At 65.8% G+C, this 18999-nt stretch carries 22 protein-coding genes and 1 tRNA gene; 4 read left to right on the top strand and 19 right to left on the bottom strand.

Annotated features, from left to right (window positions below; genetic code table 11):
- Positions 1 to 9 precede the first annotated feature (9 nt).
- Positions 10 to 495, top strand: coding sequence for a flagella synthesis protein FlgN (locus tag F627_RS0106500; RefSeq protein WP_018882378.1), 486 nt, complete (start codon positions 10 to 12; stop codon positions 493 to 495).
- Positions 496 to 578: 83 nt separating this feature from the next.
- Positions 579 to 1295 carry a flagellar brake protein gene (locus tag F627_RS0106495; RefSeq protein WP_019583608.1) on the top strand — a complete coding sequence of 239 codons (717 nt, stop codon included), beginning with the start codon at positions 579 to 581 and terminating at the stop codon, positions 1293 to 1295.
- Between the two features lie 72 nt (positions 1296 to 1367).
- Here the strand turns inward: F627_RS0106495 and F627_RS0106490 are convergent.
- The 11 genes from F627_RS0106490 to F627_RS0106440 all read right to left on the bottom strand — a co-directional run bounded on the left by F627_RS0106490 (position 1368) and on the right by F627_RS0106440 (position 11359).
- Positions 1368 to 1444: transfer RNA gene (locus F627_RS0106490), tRNA-Pro, on the bottom strand.
- Between the two features lie 335 nt (positions 1445 to 1779).
- A complete protein-coding gene (locus F627_RS0106485; protein ID WP_018867324.1) occupies positions 1780 to 2136 on the bottom strand; it encodes a MerR family transcriptional regulator in 357 nt (118 codons plus the stop codon).
- Positions 2120 to 2419, bottom strand: coding sequence for an integration host factor subunit alpha (locus F627_RS0106480; RefSeq protein ID WP_018867323.1), 300 nt, complete (start codon positions 2417 to 2419; stop codon positions 2120 to 2122). Before F627_RS0106480 ends, F627_RS0106485 begins: the two co-directional genes overlap by 17 nt.
- 4 nt (positions 2420 to 2423) lie before the next feature.
- Positions 2424 to 4784 carry a phenylalanine--tRNA ligase subunit beta gene (gene pheT, locus F627_RS0106475; RefSeq protein WP_019583607.1) on the bottom strand — a complete coding sequence of 787 codons (2361 nt, stop codon included), beginning with the start codon at positions 4782 to 4784 and terminating at the stop codon, positions 2424 to 2426.
- Positions 4784 to 5812 carry a phenylalanine--tRNA ligase subunit alpha gene (gene pheS / locus F627_RS0106470; protein WP_018867321.1) on the bottom strand — a complete coding sequence of 343 codons (1029 nt, stop codon included), beginning with the start codon at positions 5810 to 5812 and terminating at the stop codon, positions 4784 to 4786. Before pheS ends, pheT begins: the two co-directional genes overlap by 1 nt.
- 143 nt (positions 5813 to 5955) lie before the next feature.
- On the bottom strand, positions 5956 to 6315 hold the full coding sequence (gene rplT / locus F627_RS0106465; RefSeq protein WP_017925358.1) for a 50S ribosomal protein L20: 360 nt from the start codon (positions 6313 to 6315) through the stop codon (positions 5956 to 5958).
- A 20-nt stretch (positions 6316 to 6335) separates the two neighbouring features.
- A complete protein-coding gene (gene rpmI / locus F627_RS0106460; RefSeq protein WP_017942014.1) occupies positions 6336 to 6533 on the bottom strand; it encodes a 50S ribosomal protein L35 in 198 nt (65 codons plus the stop codon).
- Positions 6534 to 6635: 102 nt separating this feature from the next.
- A complete protein-coding gene (infC, locus tag F627_RS0106455) occupies positions 6636 to 7154 on the bottom strand; it encodes a translation initiation factor IF-3 (protein ID WP_081618407.1) in 519 nt (172 codons plus the stop codon).
- A 22-nt stretch (positions 7155 to 7176) separates the two neighbouring features.
- Positions 7177 to 9093 carry a threonine--tRNA ligase gene (thrS, locus tag F627_RS0106450; RefSeq protein WP_019583606.1) on the bottom strand — a complete coding sequence of 639 codons (1917 nt, stop codon included), beginning with the start codon at positions 9091 to 9093 and terminating at the stop codon, positions 7177 to 7179.
- Between the two features lie 434 nt (positions 9094 to 9527).
- The gene (locus F627_RS0106445) at positions 9528 to 10511 is read right to left on the bottom strand and encodes an MBL fold metallo-hydrolase (RefSeq protein ID WP_019583605.1); all 984 of its coding nucleotides are present in this window, start codon (positions 10509 to 10511) and stop codon (positions 9528 to 9530) included.
- A 152-nt stretch (positions 10512 to 10663) separates the two neighbouring features.
- Positions 10664 to 11359 (bottom strand): TVP38/TMEM64 family protein, encoded by a 696-nt coding sequence (locus F627_RS0106440; RefSeq protein WP_018876829.1) that lies wholly within the window; start codon positions 11357 to 11359, stop codon positions 10664 to 10666.
- A 60-nt stretch (positions 11360 to 11419) separates the two neighbouring features.
- Here F627_RS0106440 and F627_RS0106435 point away from each other — a divergent pair, with 60 nt between their 5' ends.
- On the top strand, positions 11420 to 12415 hold the full coding sequence (locus F627_RS0106435; RefSeq protein ID WP_018876830.1) for a serine/threonine protein kinase: 996 nt from the start codon (positions 11420 to 11422) through the stop codon (positions 12413 to 12415).
- 16 nt (positions 12416 to 12431) lie between these two features.
- Here the strand turns inward: F627_RS0106435 and F627_RS0106430 are convergent, their stop codons facing one another.
- The 5 genes from F627_RS0106430 to F627_RS0106410 all read right to left on the bottom strand — a co-directional run bounded on the left by F627_RS0106430 (position 12432) and on the right by F627_RS0106410 (position 15810).
- Positions 12432 to 12854 (bottom strand): hypothetical protein, encoded by a 423-nt coding sequence (locus F627_RS0106430; protein ID WP_019583604.1) that lies wholly within the window; start codon positions 12852 to 12854, stop codon positions 12432 to 12434.
- A gap of 272 nt (positions 12855 to 13126) precedes the next feature.
- Positions 13127 to 13897: a DUF2063 domain-containing protein gene (locus F627_RS0106425; protein WP_019583603.1), complete on the bottom strand. Its 771-nt coding sequence runs from the start codon at positions 13895 to 13897 to the stop codon at positions 13127 to 13129.
- On the bottom strand, positions 13890 to 14774 hold the full coding sequence (locus F627_RS0106420) for a DUF692 domain-containing protein (protein WP_026279281.1): 885 nt from the start codon (positions 14772 to 14774) through the stop codon (positions 13890 to 13892). The genes F627_RS0106425 and F627_RS0106420 overlap by 8 nt, the downstream gene beginning before the upstream one ends.
- Positions 14764 to 15057, bottom strand: coding sequence for a hypothetical protein (locus tag F627_RS0106415; RefSeq protein WP_018867312.1), 294 nt, complete (start codon positions 15055 to 15057; stop codon positions 14764 to 14766). Before F627_RS0106415 ends, F627_RS0106420 begins: the two co-directional genes overlap by 11 nt.
- Before the next feature lie 117 nt (positions 15058 to 15174).
- Positions 15175 to 15810, bottom strand: coding sequence for a DoxX family protein (locus tag F627_RS0106410; protein WP_019583602.1), 636 nt, complete (start codon positions 15808 to 15810; stop codon positions 15175 to 15177).
- 171 nt (positions 15811 to 15981) lie between these two features.
- Between F627_RS0106410 and F627_RS0106405 the strand changes: the two genes are divergently transcribed.
- A complete protein-coding gene (locus F627_RS0106405) occupies positions 15982 to 16914 on the top strand; it encodes an AraC family transcriptional regulator (protein ID WP_019583601.1) in 933 nt (310 codons plus the stop codon).
- A 9-nt stretch (positions 16915 to 16923) separates the two neighbouring features.
- Here F627_RS0106405 and F627_RS0106400 read toward each other — a convergent pair whose 3' ends face one another.
- The 3 genes from F627_RS0106400 to F627_RS0106390 all read right to left on the bottom strand — a co-directional run bounded on the left by F627_RS0106400 (position 16924) and on the right by F627_RS0106390 (position 18926).
- Positions 16924 to 17880: a NifU family protein gene (locus F627_RS0106400; protein WP_081630727.1), complete on the bottom strand. Its 957-nt coding sequence runs from the start codon at positions 17878 to 17880 to the stop codon at positions 16924 to 16926.
- Entirely contained in the window at positions 17834 to 18088 is a 255-nt protein-coding gene (locus F627_RS0106395) for a succinate dehydrogenase assembly factor 2 (protein ID WP_019583600.1), read from the bottom strand. Before F627_RS0106395 ends, F627_RS0106400 begins: the two co-directional genes overlap by 47 nt.
- A 136-nt stretch (positions 18089 to 18224) precedes the next feature.
- Complete coding sequence (locus F627_RS0106390) at positions 18225 to 18926, bottom strand: succinate dehydrogenase iron-sulfur subunit (protein WP_019583599.1); 702 nt, start codon at positions 18924 to 18926, stop codon at positions 18225 to 18227.
- Between the last annotated feature and the right edge of the window lie 73 nt (positions 18927 to 18999).

Raw genomic sequence — 18999 nt, 5'->3', positions numbered from 1 at the left:
ACCTCACCGATGAACACCGACACGCGCCATCGCCTGCTGCGCTCCCTGGAAACCTCGATCCGGCTGGCCCACCAACTGGAAGAGGCCCTGATCCAGGAGACCCGCGCGGTCGAGGCGCGCACCCCGGAGACCCTGCAGGAGGTGGTGGCGACCAAGCAGGGGCTGCTGCAGGACCTCGAGACCGAGACCCGCCAGCAGCGCGCTATCGCCGAGGCCGCGAGCGAGTCATTCACACCCGAGGGCATGGCCCGCCTGCTCTCGCGCATGGACGACGGTGCCGTCCTCAACGATCACTGGCAGGCCCTGCGCCAGTCCATCGAGCGCTGCAACACCCTCAACCAGGGCAACGCACGCCTGATCGATCGCGATCGCCAGCGCGTGGAGCTCTCCATGCAGATCCTGCGCGGCGAAGAGGCCGGCCCGGCGGCGACCTACGACCCCTACGGGCGCACCCGCCCCAACACCCGTGGCGGACGCCGTATCACACAAGCCTGATGCAGCTTATTCGCACCGATGCTGGCATTTCGGATGCTCGACCAGTACCTTGCGTCCTCACACCCAGCTAACGTCACGGACGCATGGACGAAACCGACTACACGGTCGACAAGCCGGACCGGATCGCCGGCATTCTCAAGGACCTGGACCACAAGCTCACCCTGGTCAGCGTCCGGCTCGACGCCGACGGCCCGCTGTACACCTCGGCCCTGGTCCGGCTGGACCCCGCCGCTAAGGAACTCTTTCTCGACGAACTGAATCCGCCGCGCGCGCACCAGCATGTCACCTCCGGTATGCCCCTGCGGGTATTCGCCGCGCTGCGCGGCGTGGCCGTACGCTTCTCCACCACCGTGGCCCGGATCGAACATGAAGAAGGCGGCGCCCTGTACGCCTGCCCCTACCCCGAAACACTGGAGCATCTCCAGCGCCGCGAAACCTTCCGCGTTCACATCCCCATGGCCCAGCGCCCGCAGATCGAACTGCGCGCGCCCGGCTGGAAGGGCCCGGTCATCGGCGAGCTCGTCGATCTCTCGGGCCAGGGCATGTGCATCGAGCTGGCCACGGCCACGCTCGACACGCTGGAGACCGGCACCACCCTCGCGTTCACCAATCTGCTGCTCCCCGACGTCAGTGAGCGGCTCTCGGGCGACCTGCGCCTGGCCAACCGGCGGCGCAGTACGCGGGACGGCTACGAGTACGCCGGCTTCGAGATTGTCGGGATGACCCAGTGGCTGGAGCGCCAGACCAACCTCGCCTTGCTGCATTACCAGCGCGAGGCGCGTCGCCGCTCGATGGAATAGACCCGCCCGGACAAACTCGGACGTCAGACACAAAAAAGGCCGCTACAAGCGGCCTTTTTGATGCTTCCCGTTTGGTCGGGACGGCAGGATTTGAACCTGCGACCCTCTGCACCCCATGCAGATGCGCTACCAGACTGCGCCACGCCCCGAAGCCGCGAACTATATCCGATTCCCCGCCGTCACGAAAGCACCCAACACCGTCAAAGCGAACCGAGCGCCCATCACGGCACACGAGTGTTTAGTTCACCACAGAGTGCACGGAGGACACAGAGAAACGCGAGGGAACGGAAGGCATCGATGGATGCCGGATTCGGAGGACGGAGTGGGCCCGATAGGGCGCAACCCGCCACCCGTTAAGGCGTTCGGCCAGACCACATACCGACACCCAGGGTAGTTATCCGCGGTCAGGCCCTAACGATCTTCTCCGTGAACTCTGTGCCCACTGTGGTTCAAAAGGCCTTTCTGAACACGGGTGCCGGGAAGGTCAGGCGCGGAGCGTGCGCAGTACGGACTCGAGCTCGGAGATGGTGTCCTGGATGATCTGCTGGGCCTGCTGGCGATCGCCCTTCGCCTCATCACCGGAGAGCTTCTGGCGGGCCCCATTGATCGTGTAGCCCTCCTCGTACAGCAGAGCCCGGATCTGGCGGATCAGGATCACGTCCTGGCGCTGATAGTAGCGGCGGTTCCCGCGGCGCTTCACCGGCGCCAGCATCGGGAATTCCTGCTCCCAGTAGCGCAGCACGTGCGGCTTGACCTGGCACAGCTCCGCCACCTCGCCGATCGTGAAGTAGCGCTTGCCCGGAATCGCGGGCAGTTCCTGGTGGTTACTCGCCTCCAGCATAGCTCTCTACCCGCTCGCGCAGTTTTTGCCCCGGGCGGAAGGTAACCACACGTCGCGCGGATACCGGGATCTCCTCGCCCGTCTTCGGATTGCGTCCCGGACGCTGGTTCTTGTCGCGCAGGATGAAGTTGCCGAAGCCCGAGAGTTTTACGCCCTCGCCTGCTTCCAGCGACTGGCGCATTTCCTCGAAGAACATCTCGACGAATTCCTTGGCCTCGCGCTTGTTGAGACCCAGTTCCTCGTTTAGCACGGCGGCAAGATCCGCCTTGGTAACAGCTGCCATCGCCTTATTGTCTCAGGGTTGCGTTGAACCGGGCCTGGAGATGCTGCATCACCGCGTCGGTGACGCCAGCCACATCCTGTTCGCCTAGGGTGCGATCAAAAGCCCGTAAAATCAAGCCCAAAGCCAGGCTCTTCTCGTCCGGATTCAAGCCCTTGCCCTGGTACAGATCAAACAGGCGGACATCCTGCACCAGCTCCAGGTCCAGCTCCCGGATGGCCGCCAGCACGTCGCCGGCGGCAACCGATTCGCCGACCACCACCGCCAGATCGCGCCGGATCGACGGATAGGGCGACAGCGGGCTGAACTGGGCCACCGGCGCGCGGGCCACGGCGACCGCGTCCAGGTCGAACAGGTAGACGGGCTCCACGTCGAATCGCTCGCACAGGGAGGGGTGCAACCGCCCGACCCAGCCAATCGCCTGGCCATCCACCAGGACGCGCGCTGACTGACCATCATGCAACGCCGGGTGCCGTTCCATACGGAAGCCCAGCTCCCCGGAGACCCGCTCGCAGAGGGTCTCCACCACCCCCTTCGCGTCAAAGAAATCGATCTTCCTCGGGGCCCCTTCCCAGTGCTCCGGTGCCGCCCGGCCGCCGAGCAGACCGGCCAGGCGTGCCTCCTGGCGCAAACCCGAGGCGTCCGGAACAAACCGCAGACCGTGCTCGAACAGCCGCAGATCCGGTTGCTGGCGCGCCTGGTTGTACGCTGCGGCAGTCACCAGTCCCGGCCACAGCCCGGGACGCATCACCGCCAGGTCGGACGAGATGGGATTGGCCAGGGCCAGGGGTTCGACGTCCGGATAGAACGCCCGGGCCGTGTCCGCCGCAACAAAGCTGAAGCTGATGATCTCGTGAAACCCGCGGCGCGCGAGCCCGTCGCGCAGTGACCGCAGGGCATTGTCCGGGGTCACCGGCGCTACGGGCGTCGGCAGGGTCTGCGGCAGGGCATCGTAGCCGTGCACCCGCGCCAGCTCCTCGATCAGGTCCTCTTCGCGTTCCAGATCGAACCGCGCGCGCGGCGCCCGCACCGACCAGCCGTTACCGACCGTCTCCACCTCGCAGTCCAGCGCCCGCAGGATGCGTTCGATCTCGGCGGCATCGAGTGTGACCCCCAGCAGGCGCTGGACTCGCTCCGGGCGCAGGGTGATCGCGTTCTCCCGGTGCGGAGCCGGCGTCTCGCCGGTCTGCTCGACCGGGCCGCACTGCCCTCCGCAGATCGCAAGAAGAAGCTCAGTGGCGCGCTCCATGGCCCGGGGGACCAGGGTGGGATCGACCCCGCGCTCGAAGCGGTGCGAGGCATCGGTGTGCAACCCGTGGGCCCGGGCGCGGCCGGCCAGGGCACGCGGGGTGAAATGCGCGCACTCGAGGATTACCCGCGTGGTGGCCTCGTCGACCGCACTGGCGGCCCCGCCCATCACGCCGGCGAGCGCCAGCGGCCCATCCTCTCCAGCAATCACCACGTCCCTGGGCGACAGTTTCACCGTCTGCTCCCCACCCAGCAGGGTCAGGGATTCACCCTCTTCCCCGCGTCGCACGATGATCCGTTCACCGGCGCGCCCGGCATCGAAGGCATGCAGGGGCTGGCCCAGCTCCAGCATGACGTAGTTGGTCACATCCACGATGGCGCTTAGCGGACGCACCCCGGCACGCCGCAGGCGTTCCGTCATCCAGACCGGTGTGGCAGCCTTCGCGTCCAGCCCCTCCAGCACCCGCGCCGCATACAGCGGGCAGGCCTCCGCATCGCGGACCTCGATGGCCACACGGGCTTCGCTGGCCACCTGCACGCCCGGCATGTCCGGGGCGTGCAGCGGGCGATCCAGCAAGGCCGAACATTCGCGGGCAATACCCCGCATCCCCAGGCAATCCGCCCGATTCGGGGTCAGGTCCACCTCGAGGATGATGTCGTCCAGCCCCAGGGCCTCGCGCAGGTCCAGGCCGGCCTCCAGGTCCGATGGCAGCGCCATCAGTCCCGCCGCATCCTCGGACAGGCCCAGCTCGCGCGCCGAGCAGAGCATCCCCTCGGAGGCCACCCCGCGCAGCTTCGAGCGCTTGATCCGGAAATCGCCGGGCAAAACCGCCCCCACCACGGCCACAGGCGCACGCATGCCCTCGTGCACATTGGGCGCCCCGCACACGATGGTCAGCGGCTCCGCCGCGCCGGCCGCGACCCGGCACACGCGCAGGCGATCGGCATCCGGATGCGGCTCCACCGAAAGGACATGCCCCACCCGCACGCCGCTGAAATCCGGGGCCGCGGGCTCCAGGGCGTCCAGCTCCAGCCCTGCCATGGTCAGGCGATGCCCCAGCGCCTCCGGGGTTTCGTCGATCTGCAGCCATTCCTGCAGCCACTGCACACTGATACGCATTAGCCTGTCTGCCCGAATTGCCCGATAAAGCGGATATCGTTGTCGAAGAACAGCCGGAGGTCATTCACGCCGTGGCGCAACATCGCCATGCGCTCCACCCCCAGCCCGAAGGCAAAGCCCGTGTACTGCTCGGCGTCGATCCCGACGTGCGCCAGCACGTTCGGATGCACCATCCCGCAGCCCATCACCTCCAGCCAGCCGGTATGGCTGCACACCCGACACCCCTCACCGCCGCAGTGCACGCACTGGATGTCGACCTCCGCCGAGGGTTCGGTGAACGGGAAGTAGGAGGGCCGAAACCGGGTGGCCAGATCATCACGGTCGAAAAAGGCCTGCAGGAAGGCGCTCAGCACACCGCGCAGATCCGCGAAGGTGATATCCGTATCCACGCACAGCCCTTCCACCTGATGGAACATCGGGCTGTGGGTCAGATCGGAATCACAGCGATACACCCTCCCGGGCGCGATGACCCGCAGCGGCGGCTTCTGCTGCTCCATGGTCCGGATCTGCACCGGCGAGGTATGCGTACGCAGCACCCGGTGGGCGTCGAAGTAGAACGTGTCGTGCATCGCCCGCGCGGGGTGATGCTCGGGGATATTCAGGGCCTCGAAGTTGTGGAAGTCGTCCTCCACCTCCGGTCCCTCGGCCACGCGGAACCCGAGACCGGCAAAGAAGGTCTCGATTCGTTCAAGCGTCTGCGTGATCGGGTGCAGGGCACCCGGCCCCGGCCGGCGCCCCGGCAGCGTCACGTCCACCCGCTCGCTGGCCAGCTGATCCGCCAGGGCCGCCTGCGCCAGCGCTTCCTTGCGCGCCTCGATCAGACCGGCGACCTCGGCCTTGGCTTCGTTCACCTTCTGGCCCGCGGCGGGGCGTTCCTCCGCCGTCAGCTTGCCGAGTTCCTTCAACTGGGCGGTAATCGACCCCTTCTTGCCCAGGTACTGCACCCGGACCTCATCCAGCGCCTTCAGGTCGGTGGCCGCCTCGATGCGGTCGCGCGCCTCGGCGACGAGCTGTTGCAGTTGCTCCACGTGCGTTCCCCGAAAATGATGGGCGACGGCTTACCCGCCGTCCCGGTGTTCCCTGTTCCCGAAACAAAAAAGGGAGGGCGTCGACCCTCCCCTTTCCGGGACCCGCCAGGCAGTGCCCGGCGGGTAATCCTGCAGGATCCTGCTCAGGCCGGCAGTGCGGCCTTGGCCTTTTCGGCGATCTTGCCGAAGGCGGTCAGGTCGTGCACGGCCAGATCGGCCAGGCTCTTGCGGTCGATCTCGATCTCGGCCTTCTTCAGACCCGCCATCAGGCGGCTGTAGGAGAGATCGAACTGACGGGCCGCCGCATTGATGCGGACGATCCACAGCGACCGGAACTGGCGCTTCTTCTGGCGACGGTCACGGTAGGCGTACTGGCCGGCCTTGATGACGGCCTGGTTGGCAACGCGGAAGACGTTCTTCCGGGCGCCGTAGTAGCCCTTGGCCTGCTTCAGGACCTTCTTGTGACGGGCGTGAGCGGTTACACCGCGCTTGACTCGTGGCATGTCTCGATTCCTCGGTCAGTTCAACGGTACGGCAGCAGCTTGCGCACGGCCGGGGCATCCGACTCGTGCACCATCGCCGGACTGCGCAGGTGACGCTTACGCTTGGTAGGCTTCTTGGTCAGGATGTGGCTGCGGTGCGACTGGAACCGCTTGAACTTCCCCGACCCGGTACGGGTGAAGCGCTTGGCCGCACCCCGATTGGTCTTGATCTTCGGCATTACTCTCTCCGGCATTTGGGGCCGTACCCGATTCGGGCCGGCCGTTTGTGAAAAGGCGATACGGGTATGCGGAGACCCGACCGCCCTTGTTGTCTGACCGGCCTACTTCTTCTTGCCGGTCAGCACCATGATCATCTGGCGCCCTTCCATCTTCGGGCGCTGTTCCACGACCGCAATATCGGCCATGTCCTGCTCGATCTTGTCGAGCAGCTCGCCACCGAGTTCCTGGTGGCGCATCTCGCGCCCGCGAAAGCGGATGGTGACCTTACCCTTGTCGCCGGCCTCGATGAAGCGGCGCAGGTTGCGAAGCTTGACGTTGTAGTCGCCCTCGTCCGTACCCGGACGAAACTTCACTTCCTTGATCTGGATCTGCTTCTGCTTCTTCTTGGCTTCCTGCGCCTTCTTCGCCTGCTCGAACTTGTACTTGCCGTAGTCCATGATCCGGGCCACGGGCGGCTCGGCATTCGGCGAGATTTCGACCAGGTCCAGACCGCTTTCCGCGGCCATTTCCAGGGCCTCTGCAGTACTGCAGACGCCGCGATTCTCGCCCTCGGCGTCGATCAGTCGGATTTGCGGGCTGGTGATCTGATCGTTCAGGCGGACCGTTTTCGCTGCGCTAATAGCCTTCTCTCCAGTTCAAGGTTCAGTGTTGGCGACTCGCGACCTCCTCCCGGAGGCGCTCGCCGAAGGCCTCGAGACTCATCACGCCGAGGTCTTCTCCGCTTCGCGTGCGTACCGCGACCTGCCCGTTTTCCATTTCCTTGTCTCCAAGGACCAGCAGATACGGCACGCGCTTGAGCGTGTGCTCGCGAATCTTAAAGCCGATCTTCTCGTTTCTCAAGTCGGACTCGACCCGGAAACCCTTGTCCCGCAGCGTCTTGGTGACCTCGCGGGCGTAGTCGTCCTGGCGCTCGGTAATGGTCAGCACCTCGGCCTGCACCGGCGCCAGCCAGGTCGGGAAGTGCCCGGCGTAGTGCTCAATCAGCACGCCGAAGAAGCGCTCCACCGACCCCAGCAGCGCGCGGTGGATCATGATCGGGCGACGGCGCTCGTTGTCCTCGGCCACGTACTCCATGTCGAAGCGCTCGGGCAGGTTGAAGTCCAGCTGTACCGTGGAGCACTGCCATTCGCGGCCGATCGCGTCGTGGATCTTGATGTCGATCTTCGGTCCGTAGAACGCACCGCCGCCCTCGTCCACCGAATACTTCAGCCCCTTCTTCTCGATCGCCGAGCGCAGCGAAGCGGTCGCGTGCTCCCAGATCGCGTCGGAGCCGACCGCGTCCTCGGGCTTGGTCGAGAGGTTCACGTCGAACTTCTCGAAGCCGAAGGTCTGCAGGACCTCCAGCGTCAGGTCGATCACCGCCATCACCTCGGACTCGATCTGGTCCTCGCGGCAAAAGATATGCGCATCATCTTGGGTGAAGCCGCGCACACGCATCAGCCCGTGCAGCGCACCGGACATCTCGCGGCGGTACACCGTGCCCATCTCCGCCCAGCGCAGCGGCAGGTCGCGGTAGGAGTGCAACCGGTCCTTGTACATCAGCACATGGAACGGGCAGTTCATCGGCTTGAGCTGGAAGGCCTGATGCTCATCCTCCATCGGCTCGTACATGGACTCGGCGTAGAAGTCCGCGTGGCCGGAGGTCTTCCACAGCTCCAGGTTCGCGATGTGCGGCGAGACGACGAAGTCGTAACCCGCCTTCTCGTGCATGTCGTACCAGTATTTCTCGATCTCGCGGCGGATTCGCGCGCCCTTCGGGTGCCAGAACACCAGGCCGCCACCGGCCTCGTCCTGGATCGAGAACAGGTCCAGCTCCTGGCCGATCTTGCGATGATCGCGGCGTTCGGCCTCCTTCAGGCGTTCCAGGTAGTCCTTCAGCTGGTCCTTGTTCGCCCAGGCGGTGCCATAGATCCGCTGCAGCATCTCGTTGTCGGAGTCGCCGCGCCAGTAGGCACCGGCCACCTTGGTCAGCTTGAAGGCCTTCAGCTTGCCGGTAGACGGGATATGCGGGCCGCGACAGAGATCGACGAAGTCGCCCTGCTTGTACAGCGAGATGTTCTCGCCCTGCGGGATGCTGGCAATGATCTCGGCCTTGTACTCCTCGCCCATGTCGCGGAAGTACTTCACCGCCTCGTCGCGGTCCATCAGCGAGCGCTCCACCGGCAGGTCCTGCTTGGCCAGCTCCTTCATGCGCTTCTCGATCTTCTCCAGATCCTCCGGCGTGAAGCCGCGGTCATAGGCAAAGTCGTAGTAGAAGCCGTTCTCGATGGTCGGGCCGATGGTGACCTGGGCCTCGGGAAAGAGCTGCTTGACCGCCTGCGCCATCAGGTGCGCGGTCGAATGCCGGATGATCTCCACCCCCTCGGGGTCGCGGTCGGTCACGATCGCGAGTTCGGCGTCATCGTCGATCTCGTGGCGGGCATCGACCAGCTGGCCATTCACCTTGCCGGCCAGGGTCGCCTTGGCGAGGCCCGGCCCGATGTCCTTGGCCACATCCAGCACGGTGACCGGATGATCGAACTCGCGGCGGCTGCCGTCGGGGAGGGTTACTGCGGGCATTGCGAGGCTCCTTCGCCGACCCATACGCGGGGTCGAACGTCGCGTGTAAAAGATTGGAATTGCCGGAAACGACAACGGCGCGAAGCGTATCACACGCCCCGCGCCGTCGGCAGGTTTCCCGGCCAGCTGCCGGGATTCCCAAGGGAGACGCTGATTGAATCGCACGTCCGCGTTGGCGCCCCCTGTTTTCCGAGACAAGGCGCGTCGTGCAGCGGGTAGTGGTTCTACCCGCAAGCGGCGCAACGCAGGATCGGGGAACAGGGGGCACCAACCCCACAAGCCATTGAAAGCCGGGGCTCGGCCGCTTTTGCGCGCGCACGGCGTTACGGCTCCCTTGTGCAGAATGACTGCACGGCGGTCACCGCGCCTTGTTCGCACGCAAAAGCGAATCGAGCGCGGACGCGCGATTCAATCAGCGTCTCCCTAGGGGTGGCTTACATGTTGCCTTCGATAAACAGGTAGGTCCGGTTCACGTTCGGGCGGTGCCAGTCATCGTAATGACGCAGATGCTTGAACTCTTCCAGATCCGCGAGTCGGTCCACCACCTCGCTCAGGGATTCCCAGTCTTCGATCCCCGCGCGCACTTCGCGCACCAGCAACTCAAGGTAATCACCGGTATCCTGGCGCGCCTCGGCCATATCCGTCGCGCGGCCATGACCCGGCACCACAATCTCCGGGTCAATGGACTCCAGGTGCCGGAAGGCCTCCAGCTTTTCCACCGGGTTGCTGAACGGATGAATCCCCAGCATGCGCTCGGTATAGACGATATCGCCGGTAAAGACGACGTCCTCGCCCGGCAGATGGACCATGATGTCACCCGGGAAATGGGCATCCCCGGCATAGATCAGCTCGAAGTCCACGCCGCCCACGCTCAGGGTGTACTCATCGGCATCCACGGGGTTCGGTGCCGGAACCGGCTCGGTGCCCTCCATCGCCTCCTCACCCACGGAGTTGGCCAGCGAGGCGATTTGCCCCTCGCCCCGTTCGGCCTGGGTACTCGCGGTCCGCTGGAGTGCCACCAGTTCCGCGCCCTGCTCGTGGAAGTACCCGTTCCCCAGCCAGCGATGGTCCTGCGAGCCTACGGAGATCACGTGCGTGATCGGCTTGTCGGTCACGCCGGCAATCGCCTTTTCCATGCGCTGGGCTACCTTGTAGTTCGGGCCCGAATCGATCAGCACCACGCCCTCGTCCGTGACCACAAAACCGGTGTTGTTGGTGAACCCCAGATTGACCGGCGTGCGGTTCTCGAGCGAGCCATAGAAGTAGTAGACCCGGTCGGTCAGCTGGATCGGCTCCAGCACCTTTTCGATCGGTCGATCCAGCGGCTCGTCTTCCGCCTGCACCGCCATGGCGAGCCCCAGCAGACCCAGCGCGAGAAGTGCCGCCTGACCCTGGCGCAGAAGAATATTCAATGTCATGTAATTAACTCTCCTTGGGCCTGGCAGTGCACTCGGCGGACAGGCAAATCGATCCCGAAAGCCTTGAGACTGCAATCCCGCGCCTCTCGTTCCAAAGTCACAGCTTACCGCGCATCCGCACTACATGCGCACATGCAGATACGGTACCCGAATCAGCCCCTGCCGGCGTGCCGGCGCCGGGAGCGAACCGCGGTCACGCCCCAGCGCGCCAGGAGCGGAAACACACCCGTCGCGGCCAGGGACAGCAGCAGCACCGGCGACAGTAGCCCGTCCAGCCCCTGCAGCTGCCCCAGCTGCGTACCGGCATTGGCGAAAACGACCGTGGCCGGCAGCATCCCCACCAGCGACACCCAGAAATAGGTCCAGGTCCGGATCGGCAGGAGCCCCATCCCGGCATTCACCAGCAGGAACGGAAACACCGGAATCATCCGTAACGCGAAAAGATAGAACGCGCCCTCGCGGACGAAGCCTTCATTGATCCGCCCCAGCTGCCGGCCGTAACGCCGCTGCACCGCATCGCGCGCCAGCGCGCGGGCTGCCAGGAAGGTCAGCGTTGCGCCCAGCGTGGAGGCCAGTGACGACAGCAACGTCCCCCAGACCACCCCGAACAGGGCACCGCCCGCCAGGGTCATCACCACGATGCCCGGCACGGAAAACGCGGCGACCACCGCATACACCACAAAGAACAACACGGCCGTGGACAGGGGCCGTGCATCCCGCCACACCTCGATCTCCCCGCGTGCGGCCTTCAGGCTCTCGACGTCCAGCCCCGTCCCTACTCCAGCCAGCAGCCAGACGCCGACCAGAGCTGTCAGTGCGGCCAGCAGCCCCCAGTAGTAACGGTTCAAGCGCGGTTCCTCGCGTGCATCTCGGCGAAACCATGCGCGGCAAACCCGTACACTGCAAGGATGAGCACATCGCAACCGCATCCGTACGACGCACTGAAGCCCGGGGTCATCCTCGACGCGGTCGAGACCACCGGTCTGCGCTGCGACGGGCGCCTGCTGGCCCTGAACAGCTACGAGAACCGGGTCTACCAGGTCGGCATCGAGGACGCCACGCCGGTAATCGCCAAGTTCTACCGGCCCGGACGCTGGTCGCCGGATGCCATCCGCGAGGAACATGCCTTCAGCCAGGAACTCGCCGCGCGCGAGGTCCCGGTGGTTGCCCCGCTGGCGGACGACCGGGGCGAAACGCTGCAGGAACACGCGGGCTTCCTGTTCGCCGTCTACCCGCGCTGCGGTGGCCGCGCGCCGGATCTGGAGCAGCGCGAGACGCTGGTGCGCATTGGCCGCTTCATCACGCGTATCCACGAGGTCGGGCGCGCCGACCGTTTTCGCGAGCGTCCGGTACTGGATCCCGTGCCACGTGGCGAGGAAGCGCGCCAGGCCGTGCTCGCCTCCGGCTATCTGCCACTGGAACTGGAATCGGTCTACCGCGACCTCAGCGCCGACCTGCTCCAGCGCATCCAGCGCACACTCGACAGCATTGGCCCGGTCCAGCAGCTGCGCCTGCATGGCGACACCCATCCCGGCAACATCCTGTGGACCGACGACGGGCCGCACTTCGTGGATCTGGACGATGCCTGCACCGGTCCGGCGATGCAGGATCTGTGGATGTTCCTGTCCGGCGAGCCCCCGGAGATGGCGTGGCAGATGCAGGCCCTGCTGGAGGGCTACGAGACCTTCGTGCCGCTGGATCGGCGCGAGCTTGGGCTGATCGCCCCGCTGCGCACGCTGCGCATCCTGCGGCATGCCGCCTGGCTGGCCCGCCGCGCCGACGACCCGGCCTTCATCGACGGCTTCCCGGTCTTCTACACCCCGCGCTACTGGGAAGACCACATCCTCACCCTGCGCGAGCAGGCCGCCGCCCTCGACGAGCCCGCGCTCGAGCTGGGTTACTGAACCACCGGCCCCGGCCTCACCGCAGATTCCGGATGAGCTCCAGAACCGAGTCGCGGGTGTCGTCCAGAGCCGTCAGCAGCGCCTCCTCCGCCTCGCGGGCCAATTCGTCGTCCCCGTGCAGGTGCCGCGCATGCTGCGCCCAGGTAGTGTGCAGATGGAGCCCATGCGCCGGCAGTGGATCCGGTAGGACGGAGGTCAGATCCCGTACGCTGGCCGCGCGGCCCCAGCCCCGTATCCAGGTTTCCGCATCGCCAATCCCGGCTGGCACATCGCTCTCGACCGGATGGAAATAACGCCGGTAAAGAACTACCTGCTGGAGTTCGTTGATCTCGCGCGTCAGTTCGAAGGACGCCTGGCGCCAGTTGCGGTGCAGTTCCGATGTCTCGTTGCGCCAGGTGTTGTAGCCGAGGGAGGAGATCGCGACCATCAGCGAGATCATGGCGACGCTGTGCCGGCGCAGTTGGGCCCGTATCCGGTGCCGCCGAGGAACCCGGAGGACATCAGCCCTCGGCACTCGACGCCCGACTCCGTCTACCAGATACCTGAACCAGCCCCTCAGCTTGCCGCCCATTGACGCTCGCCTCACTGAAACCGGGGAAACACTGATCAATGTTTCCCAAAGGCTTTCTGTTTCAGTAACTAGCGTCTTTCACCGGCCTTTCCCATGCCCGGGCGTCCGGGTCTGCGGTGCCGGCGTCCAGTCCCTCTCCCTCAGCCGGAAACGCCTTCCGGCCGCGTCCCCACAATGGCGCCCAGGCCACGGTAGTGCTCCAGGAGCTGGCGGCCACTGGCGACCAGGTCATCGGTGACCTCCAGTTCGAAATCGCCAGCCACCCGACGGATCTGTTCGGCGCCCGTCGCCGGCGCCTCGAGCACACGCCACAGCAGGCGGGCACCGAGCGGATTCAGCTCGGCGAAGCGCACCCGCTCCTCGCCCGAGCGATAGGCCAGCAGATAGGTCGGGACCTCACCCGGCTGTTCCGGCTGGAACTCCGCCCCGATGCGATGCACCGGATACTCGTAGGCGAGCAGACGCGCGGTGGCGGAGAACACCGGGACCCCGGTCATCAGGTCGCCCGTGCGGTCGAGGTCCGCAGGGCGCGTATCCTCGGCGTAGACCAGTTCCGTCTCGACCCGCTCGTAATGGGCCAGCTCCGCCAGAAACGGCGGATCACCGGGCTGCCCCGAACGCTCGTCCGCCAGGTAGCGCACAAACTCCGCCGCCAGTTGCGGGAAGTACGGCGTCTCGCTGCCATGATCACGGTAGAAATCGCGTACCAGCTGTTCCCATGCGGCGGCTTCCAGCAACCCGCGCAAGACCGGAAACCCCCTGGCCAGCAGGTTCGCCACGTTGTTGAAGAACAGCCGCCGGTAGATCGCCAGGCGCCGGCTCTCGATGCCTTCCGGCGCCGGGTAGCGTTCGGGGTCGCGCAGATGCCGCGCGAATGCCGCCTGGATCTGCTGGAAGTCGGTCTCAGGCATGCAGGATACGCTCTTCCTGCCCTGCCCGCGCCTGGAGCTGCATATCGCGGATGCGGTTGGTCTCCGCCAGGAGCTCCTCCAGCGGCGGGAAATTGAAATCACGCTCGAGCAGCGTCGGCACCGGGCCGATGCGCGCGTAGGTCTCGCCCAGCAGATCCCAGACATCGCTGCAGATCGGCTGGCCATGGGTATCGACGCGCAGATCCGGCGCCTCGGCCTCGTGCCCCGCGATATGCAGATAGCGCACCCGCTCCAGGGGCATCGCGTCGAGAAACTCGGTCGGCGCGTAGCCGTGGTTGATGCTGTTGACGACCACGTTGTTCACGTCCAGCAGCAGGTCGCAGTCGGCCTCCTCCAGCACCGCGCGAACAAACGTGATCTCGTCGAGTTCGGCCCCCACCGGGGTGTAATACGAGACGTTCTCCAGGGCCATCCGGCGCCCGAGGATGTCCTGTACCTGACGTACGCGGTCGGCCACGTAGTGCACCGCCGCCTCGGTAAACGGGATCGGCATCAGGTCATACAGATGCCCCTGGCCATCGCCACAGGCCGAGAGATGCTCGCTGTAATCCTCGATCCCGTGAGTATCCAGGAAGGTCCGCAGGTCCTGCAGGAAGGTTCGGTCCAGCGGGCGCGGCCCGCCGATGTCGAGGGACAGCCCGTGGCAGACAAAGGGCTGGGCCTCGGTATATTCGCGAAAGATGCGCCCCAGGCGTCCGCCCAGGTGCATCCAGTTCTCCGGCGCCGCCTCGAAGAAGCCCAGGCGTTCCGTCGCCTCCGGGGCCTCGGCCAGCGGGCCCAGAAGGGCCCGCCGCAAACCGAGCCCGGCACCGCTGACGCGAGCCGGGTTGACGGGCCTGACGCTCCTAGCCGCCACAGGTCCCCTCTCCACAGGCCCCTTCGGAATCCTTGTCGTCGCCGGATCCGCCGCAGGTGCCTTCGCCACAGCTACCTTCGCTGTCCTTGGGTTCTCCGGCACCGCCGCAGGTACCTTCTCCGCAGGCCCCTTCGGCCAGCATCAGCGGCGACTGGCCACCCTGCTGATAGCCGTGGTTCAGGTCGGCCGATGCGAACACCGGGCTGGTGGCCATGGCCATACCGATCGCCGCGCTGCCGACGGCCCCGGCGAGGGTCTTGGTGGAAAACAGATCGTTCTTCATGATTTCACTCCTCGTCTTGCGATTATGGACCCTTGGCTTATAGATCCTTGGGTTATAGACCCTTGAGCTATAGAACCCGGCCCCGTTCAGTAATGGCTGCTCGCACAGCTCTTGGTGTTATCCCCTGCTCATCATCCTCCGACGGATGTAGTAGTCGATGCTGACATAGCGCCCCGCCCCCCAGAAGAACAGGACCAGCAGCATCACGAAAAAGGTCGCGGCCATCTCGATCCCGTTGTTGACGATGGCAAAGTTCCCGGTCTCGGTCAGCCAGTTATAGTTGCCATGTTCCTGCAGGATGGACTTGGCCCGGTCCAGGCGCATCTGCGCCTGCTCGATCCCGGAACAGTTGAACAGGCACATCATCGGATCGGAGATGCGCTGCCAGCCGTGTTCAAGATGTACCGTGACCGCCGCCACGACCATCGTGATCATCAGCGGGATGGAGAACCAGCGCGTGGCCAGCCCAAGCAGCAGCGCGATCGCGCCCAGCACCTCGGCATAGGCCGACAACAACACCATCAGATACGGGAACGGCATGCCCAGGCCCCAGTCCGCGTTGCCGAACCACATCACCACGCTTTCCTTCGGCAGCAGCCCGTCCAGCTTGTTGGTCCCCGCCATCCAGAAGATGGGGGCGAGGTAAAGCCGCAACAGCAAGGGCGCCAGGAAATCCGCGCCGCGCGTCCAGTCAAGCCAGCCCTGTATCCGTACCATCAAGTTTCCCGTCGCGCCCATGATGCCGTTCTCCATTTCGTCTGCTACTGGATGAAAGCCTAGACCGACCGCGTCGCCAGTACGCGGGGTCAGACGCCGGCGTTTATGTTCGAGCGTCCAGATCCCCCCCTTATGACCACAAAACGGCGGAAACCCGGGGCGCAACGGTCTAAGGTGAATCCCAACCACAAGGGAAAAGGACGTTCAATGGATATCAGCCCCCACGAAGACGTGCTGTCGACGGTACTGGCGGCCTACAACCTGCGCGCGCGCATCGACACCAACCCGCGGCTGTGCGGGGAATGGCAGCTCAGCACCGCGGGTTCGGGTAATGCCAGCTTTCACCTGGTCGGCGAAGGCGGCTGCTATCTGCACATGGAGGATATGGCCCCGGTCTGGATGGAGGCCGGCGATCTGCTGTTGCTGCCCCACGACGACTGGCACCTGATGGCCAGCCGCGACACCGTGCCCGATCGGGACAACCACCTGACGCTGGTCGAGGGTGCGGATCCGCCGGACACCCCGGTCACGCAGCTCCTGTGCGGGCACTTCGAGTTCGATTCCGGCCGGCGCAACCCGATCCTGGCCGCTCTCCCCGACCACATCATCATCCGCCGTCGCGAATCGGGCGAACGCCTGGCGCATCTGGCGGATCTCATGAACATCGAACTCGCGGAGCGTTCCTCGGGCTACCGGCCGGTGCTGGATCGTCTGGCGGATACGCTGTTCGTGATGGCCGTGCGCCATCACATCTGCACCCAGCGCGAGCACTCGGAGGGATCCCTGATCGCGGCCCTGGCGGATGACCGCATCCGTCGCGCGCTGGATGCCCTGCACGCCCGGCCCGAGGCGAGCTGGACCCTGGAAGGCCTCGCCAGCGAGGCGGCCATGTCGCGCAGCAGCTTCGCCGAGCGCTTCCACACCCTGGTCGGGCAGACCCCCATCGACTACCTGACGCAGTGGCGCATGGTCCTGGCCGAGCGGCTGCTGCGCGATGGCCGCGAGTCGGTCGCCAGCGTGATGGACGCGGTGGGCTATACCTCGGAGGCGGCCTTTCGCAAGGCCTTCAAGCGGATACACGGGTTCGGGCCGGGACGCCTCCGGCAACTGCTGCGCCGTCTGGGCTCCGGCCCGGCCTGAAGGCAGCCGTCAGAAGGTATTCGCGACGCTGGCCACGCCCGGTGCCCGCGAGCGGACCAGGCGTTCGACGACATTCTTGAGATCCAGCGTGGAACGCGGGCAGCCGACACAGGCTCCCTTCAACCGAACCCGCACGGTGCGCCCATCGAGTTCGACGAACTCGATATCGCCCCCGTCCTGCATCAGGATTCGCCGCGCCTCCTCGATCGCGGCGCGCACGGCGTCCTCGTCGATCGGACCGTCGGCGGGCACGTCCGCCGCCTCGCGCTGCGCATGGGTCTGGGCACGGTCCAGACGCAGCGCGAGTTCCGGGTCCAGCTCCTCGATCGCGTCGAGTTCTTCTTCACTGTAGACGTGATCGGGCTCGTCGCTCAGCAGATGCGAGACGTCCACCATCACCTGCGCATTGTCGGGTCCAGCCATGCTCGGGCCTCCGGGTACTCGGCTTTTGGCCAGTATAGCAACGCCCCGCTCCAGCCCAGCGCGAAGCCGCACCCGCCAGCCGGGATCCGCTTCCTCGCGCCCCGGAGGCCAGCGCAGGCGCATGCGCAAGCGGCGCAGGTCCTCCGGGTGCAACCGGCCCGCGTGCAGCCAGAGACGCCGGACCCGACCGGTCTCCGGGAGCCGGACCACCAGGATCACCATCCCGCGCAGCACCCGGGTATCGGGCAGGATCTCCACCCAGTCCACCCGCTCCTGGCGCAGTCCTTCGGCCGTGGCCAGCCACGTCGCGCCATCGGGCGTCTGGCCCAGCCAGTCCCAGGGCGGCGGCCGTGTCCGTCCTTGCCATACCCACCCGGCCACCGCCAGCCCGAACGCGGGCATCAATGTCCACAACGGACTGTATGCGAGCACGTACCCCACGACCGCCAGCAGCAGAAGGATCTGGCCCGCGAGCGCGAGCCGGGGAAGAACCAGGTCAGGCCGAAGGTGCAGCCGCAGCGGCGGCGCGGATCGCCGGGACAAGCCGGGCTATCCCGTCGTCCACCGTGGTCTGGCGACCCATGACCACGTCCAGCAGCACATTGTCGGGGTAGTCGAGCAGGCGCTCGAAGGCATCGCGACCCTCCTGGTCCAGTTGCGCATATCCCTGCGCGAGAAACTGCCCGAGCAGCCAGTCGTTCTCCAGCATCCCGCGGCGGCAGCGCCAGCGAGTACGGCTGTCGGGTTCCATCACCAAAACGCCCGTCCAGCCCCCCCGTAGGAGCCTGCTTGCAGGCGAAGCCCCTGCCCGCGTCTGGCTTTGGCAGGGGCATTCGCCTGCAAGCAGGCTCCCACGGGGGCTAAACCACCTTTGGGCATCCATCCACTCACAGCGACTTTTTCAGCATGGTGCGGCGGATGTCGCTGATGGCCCGGCTCGGGTTCAGGCCCTTCGGGCAGACCTGGGTGCAGTTCATGATCGTGTGGCAGCGGTAGAGTTTCCAGGCATCGTCCAGCTCGGCCAGGCGGTGATCGGTGGCCTCGTCGCGGCTGTCCTGGATAAAACGCGCGGCCTGCAGCAATGCGGCCGGGCCGAGGAACTTGTCCGGATTCCACCAGTACGACGGACAGGCGGCGGAACAGCAGCCGCACAGGATGCATTCGTACAGACCATCCAGCTGGTCACGATCCTCCGGGCTCTGCTTGCGCTCGACCTCGGGCTCCGGGCTGTCGTTGACCAGCCAGGGCTCGGCCTTGCGGTACTGGTCCCAGAAGTTGCCCATGTCCACGATCAGGTCGCGGATCACCGGCATCCCCGGGAACGGGCGCAGCGTGACCGGCGCTTCCAGATCCGCCAGCGGCGTGATGCAGGCTAGACCGTTCATGCCGTTGATGTTCATGCCGTCCGAGCCGCAGACCCCGTGCTGACAGGAGCGGCGAAAGCCCAGGGAATCGTCCTGCTCCTTCAGCAACAGCAGCGCATCCAGCAGCATCATCCCCGGCTCGACCTGGTCGTCGGGCAGGGTGAAGCGCTGCATCTTCGGCAGCGTATCCGTCTCAAGATTGAAGCGGTAGATCGAGAATTCCATCCGTACCTTCCTTCAGCGCCTGCTGATGCGGTTCGCGGCGCGAACCGCATCCCGCAGAGCGTTGCATTCCCGA

Origin of the sequence: Thioalkalivibrio sp. ALE16, from assembly GCF_000381305.1 — a bacterium.
GTDB lineage: Bacteria > Pseudomonadota > Gammaproteobacteria > Ectothiorhodospirales > Ectothiorhodospiraceae > Thioalkalivibrio.
This window is presented reverse-complemented; position numbering and strand designations above follow the sequence as displayed.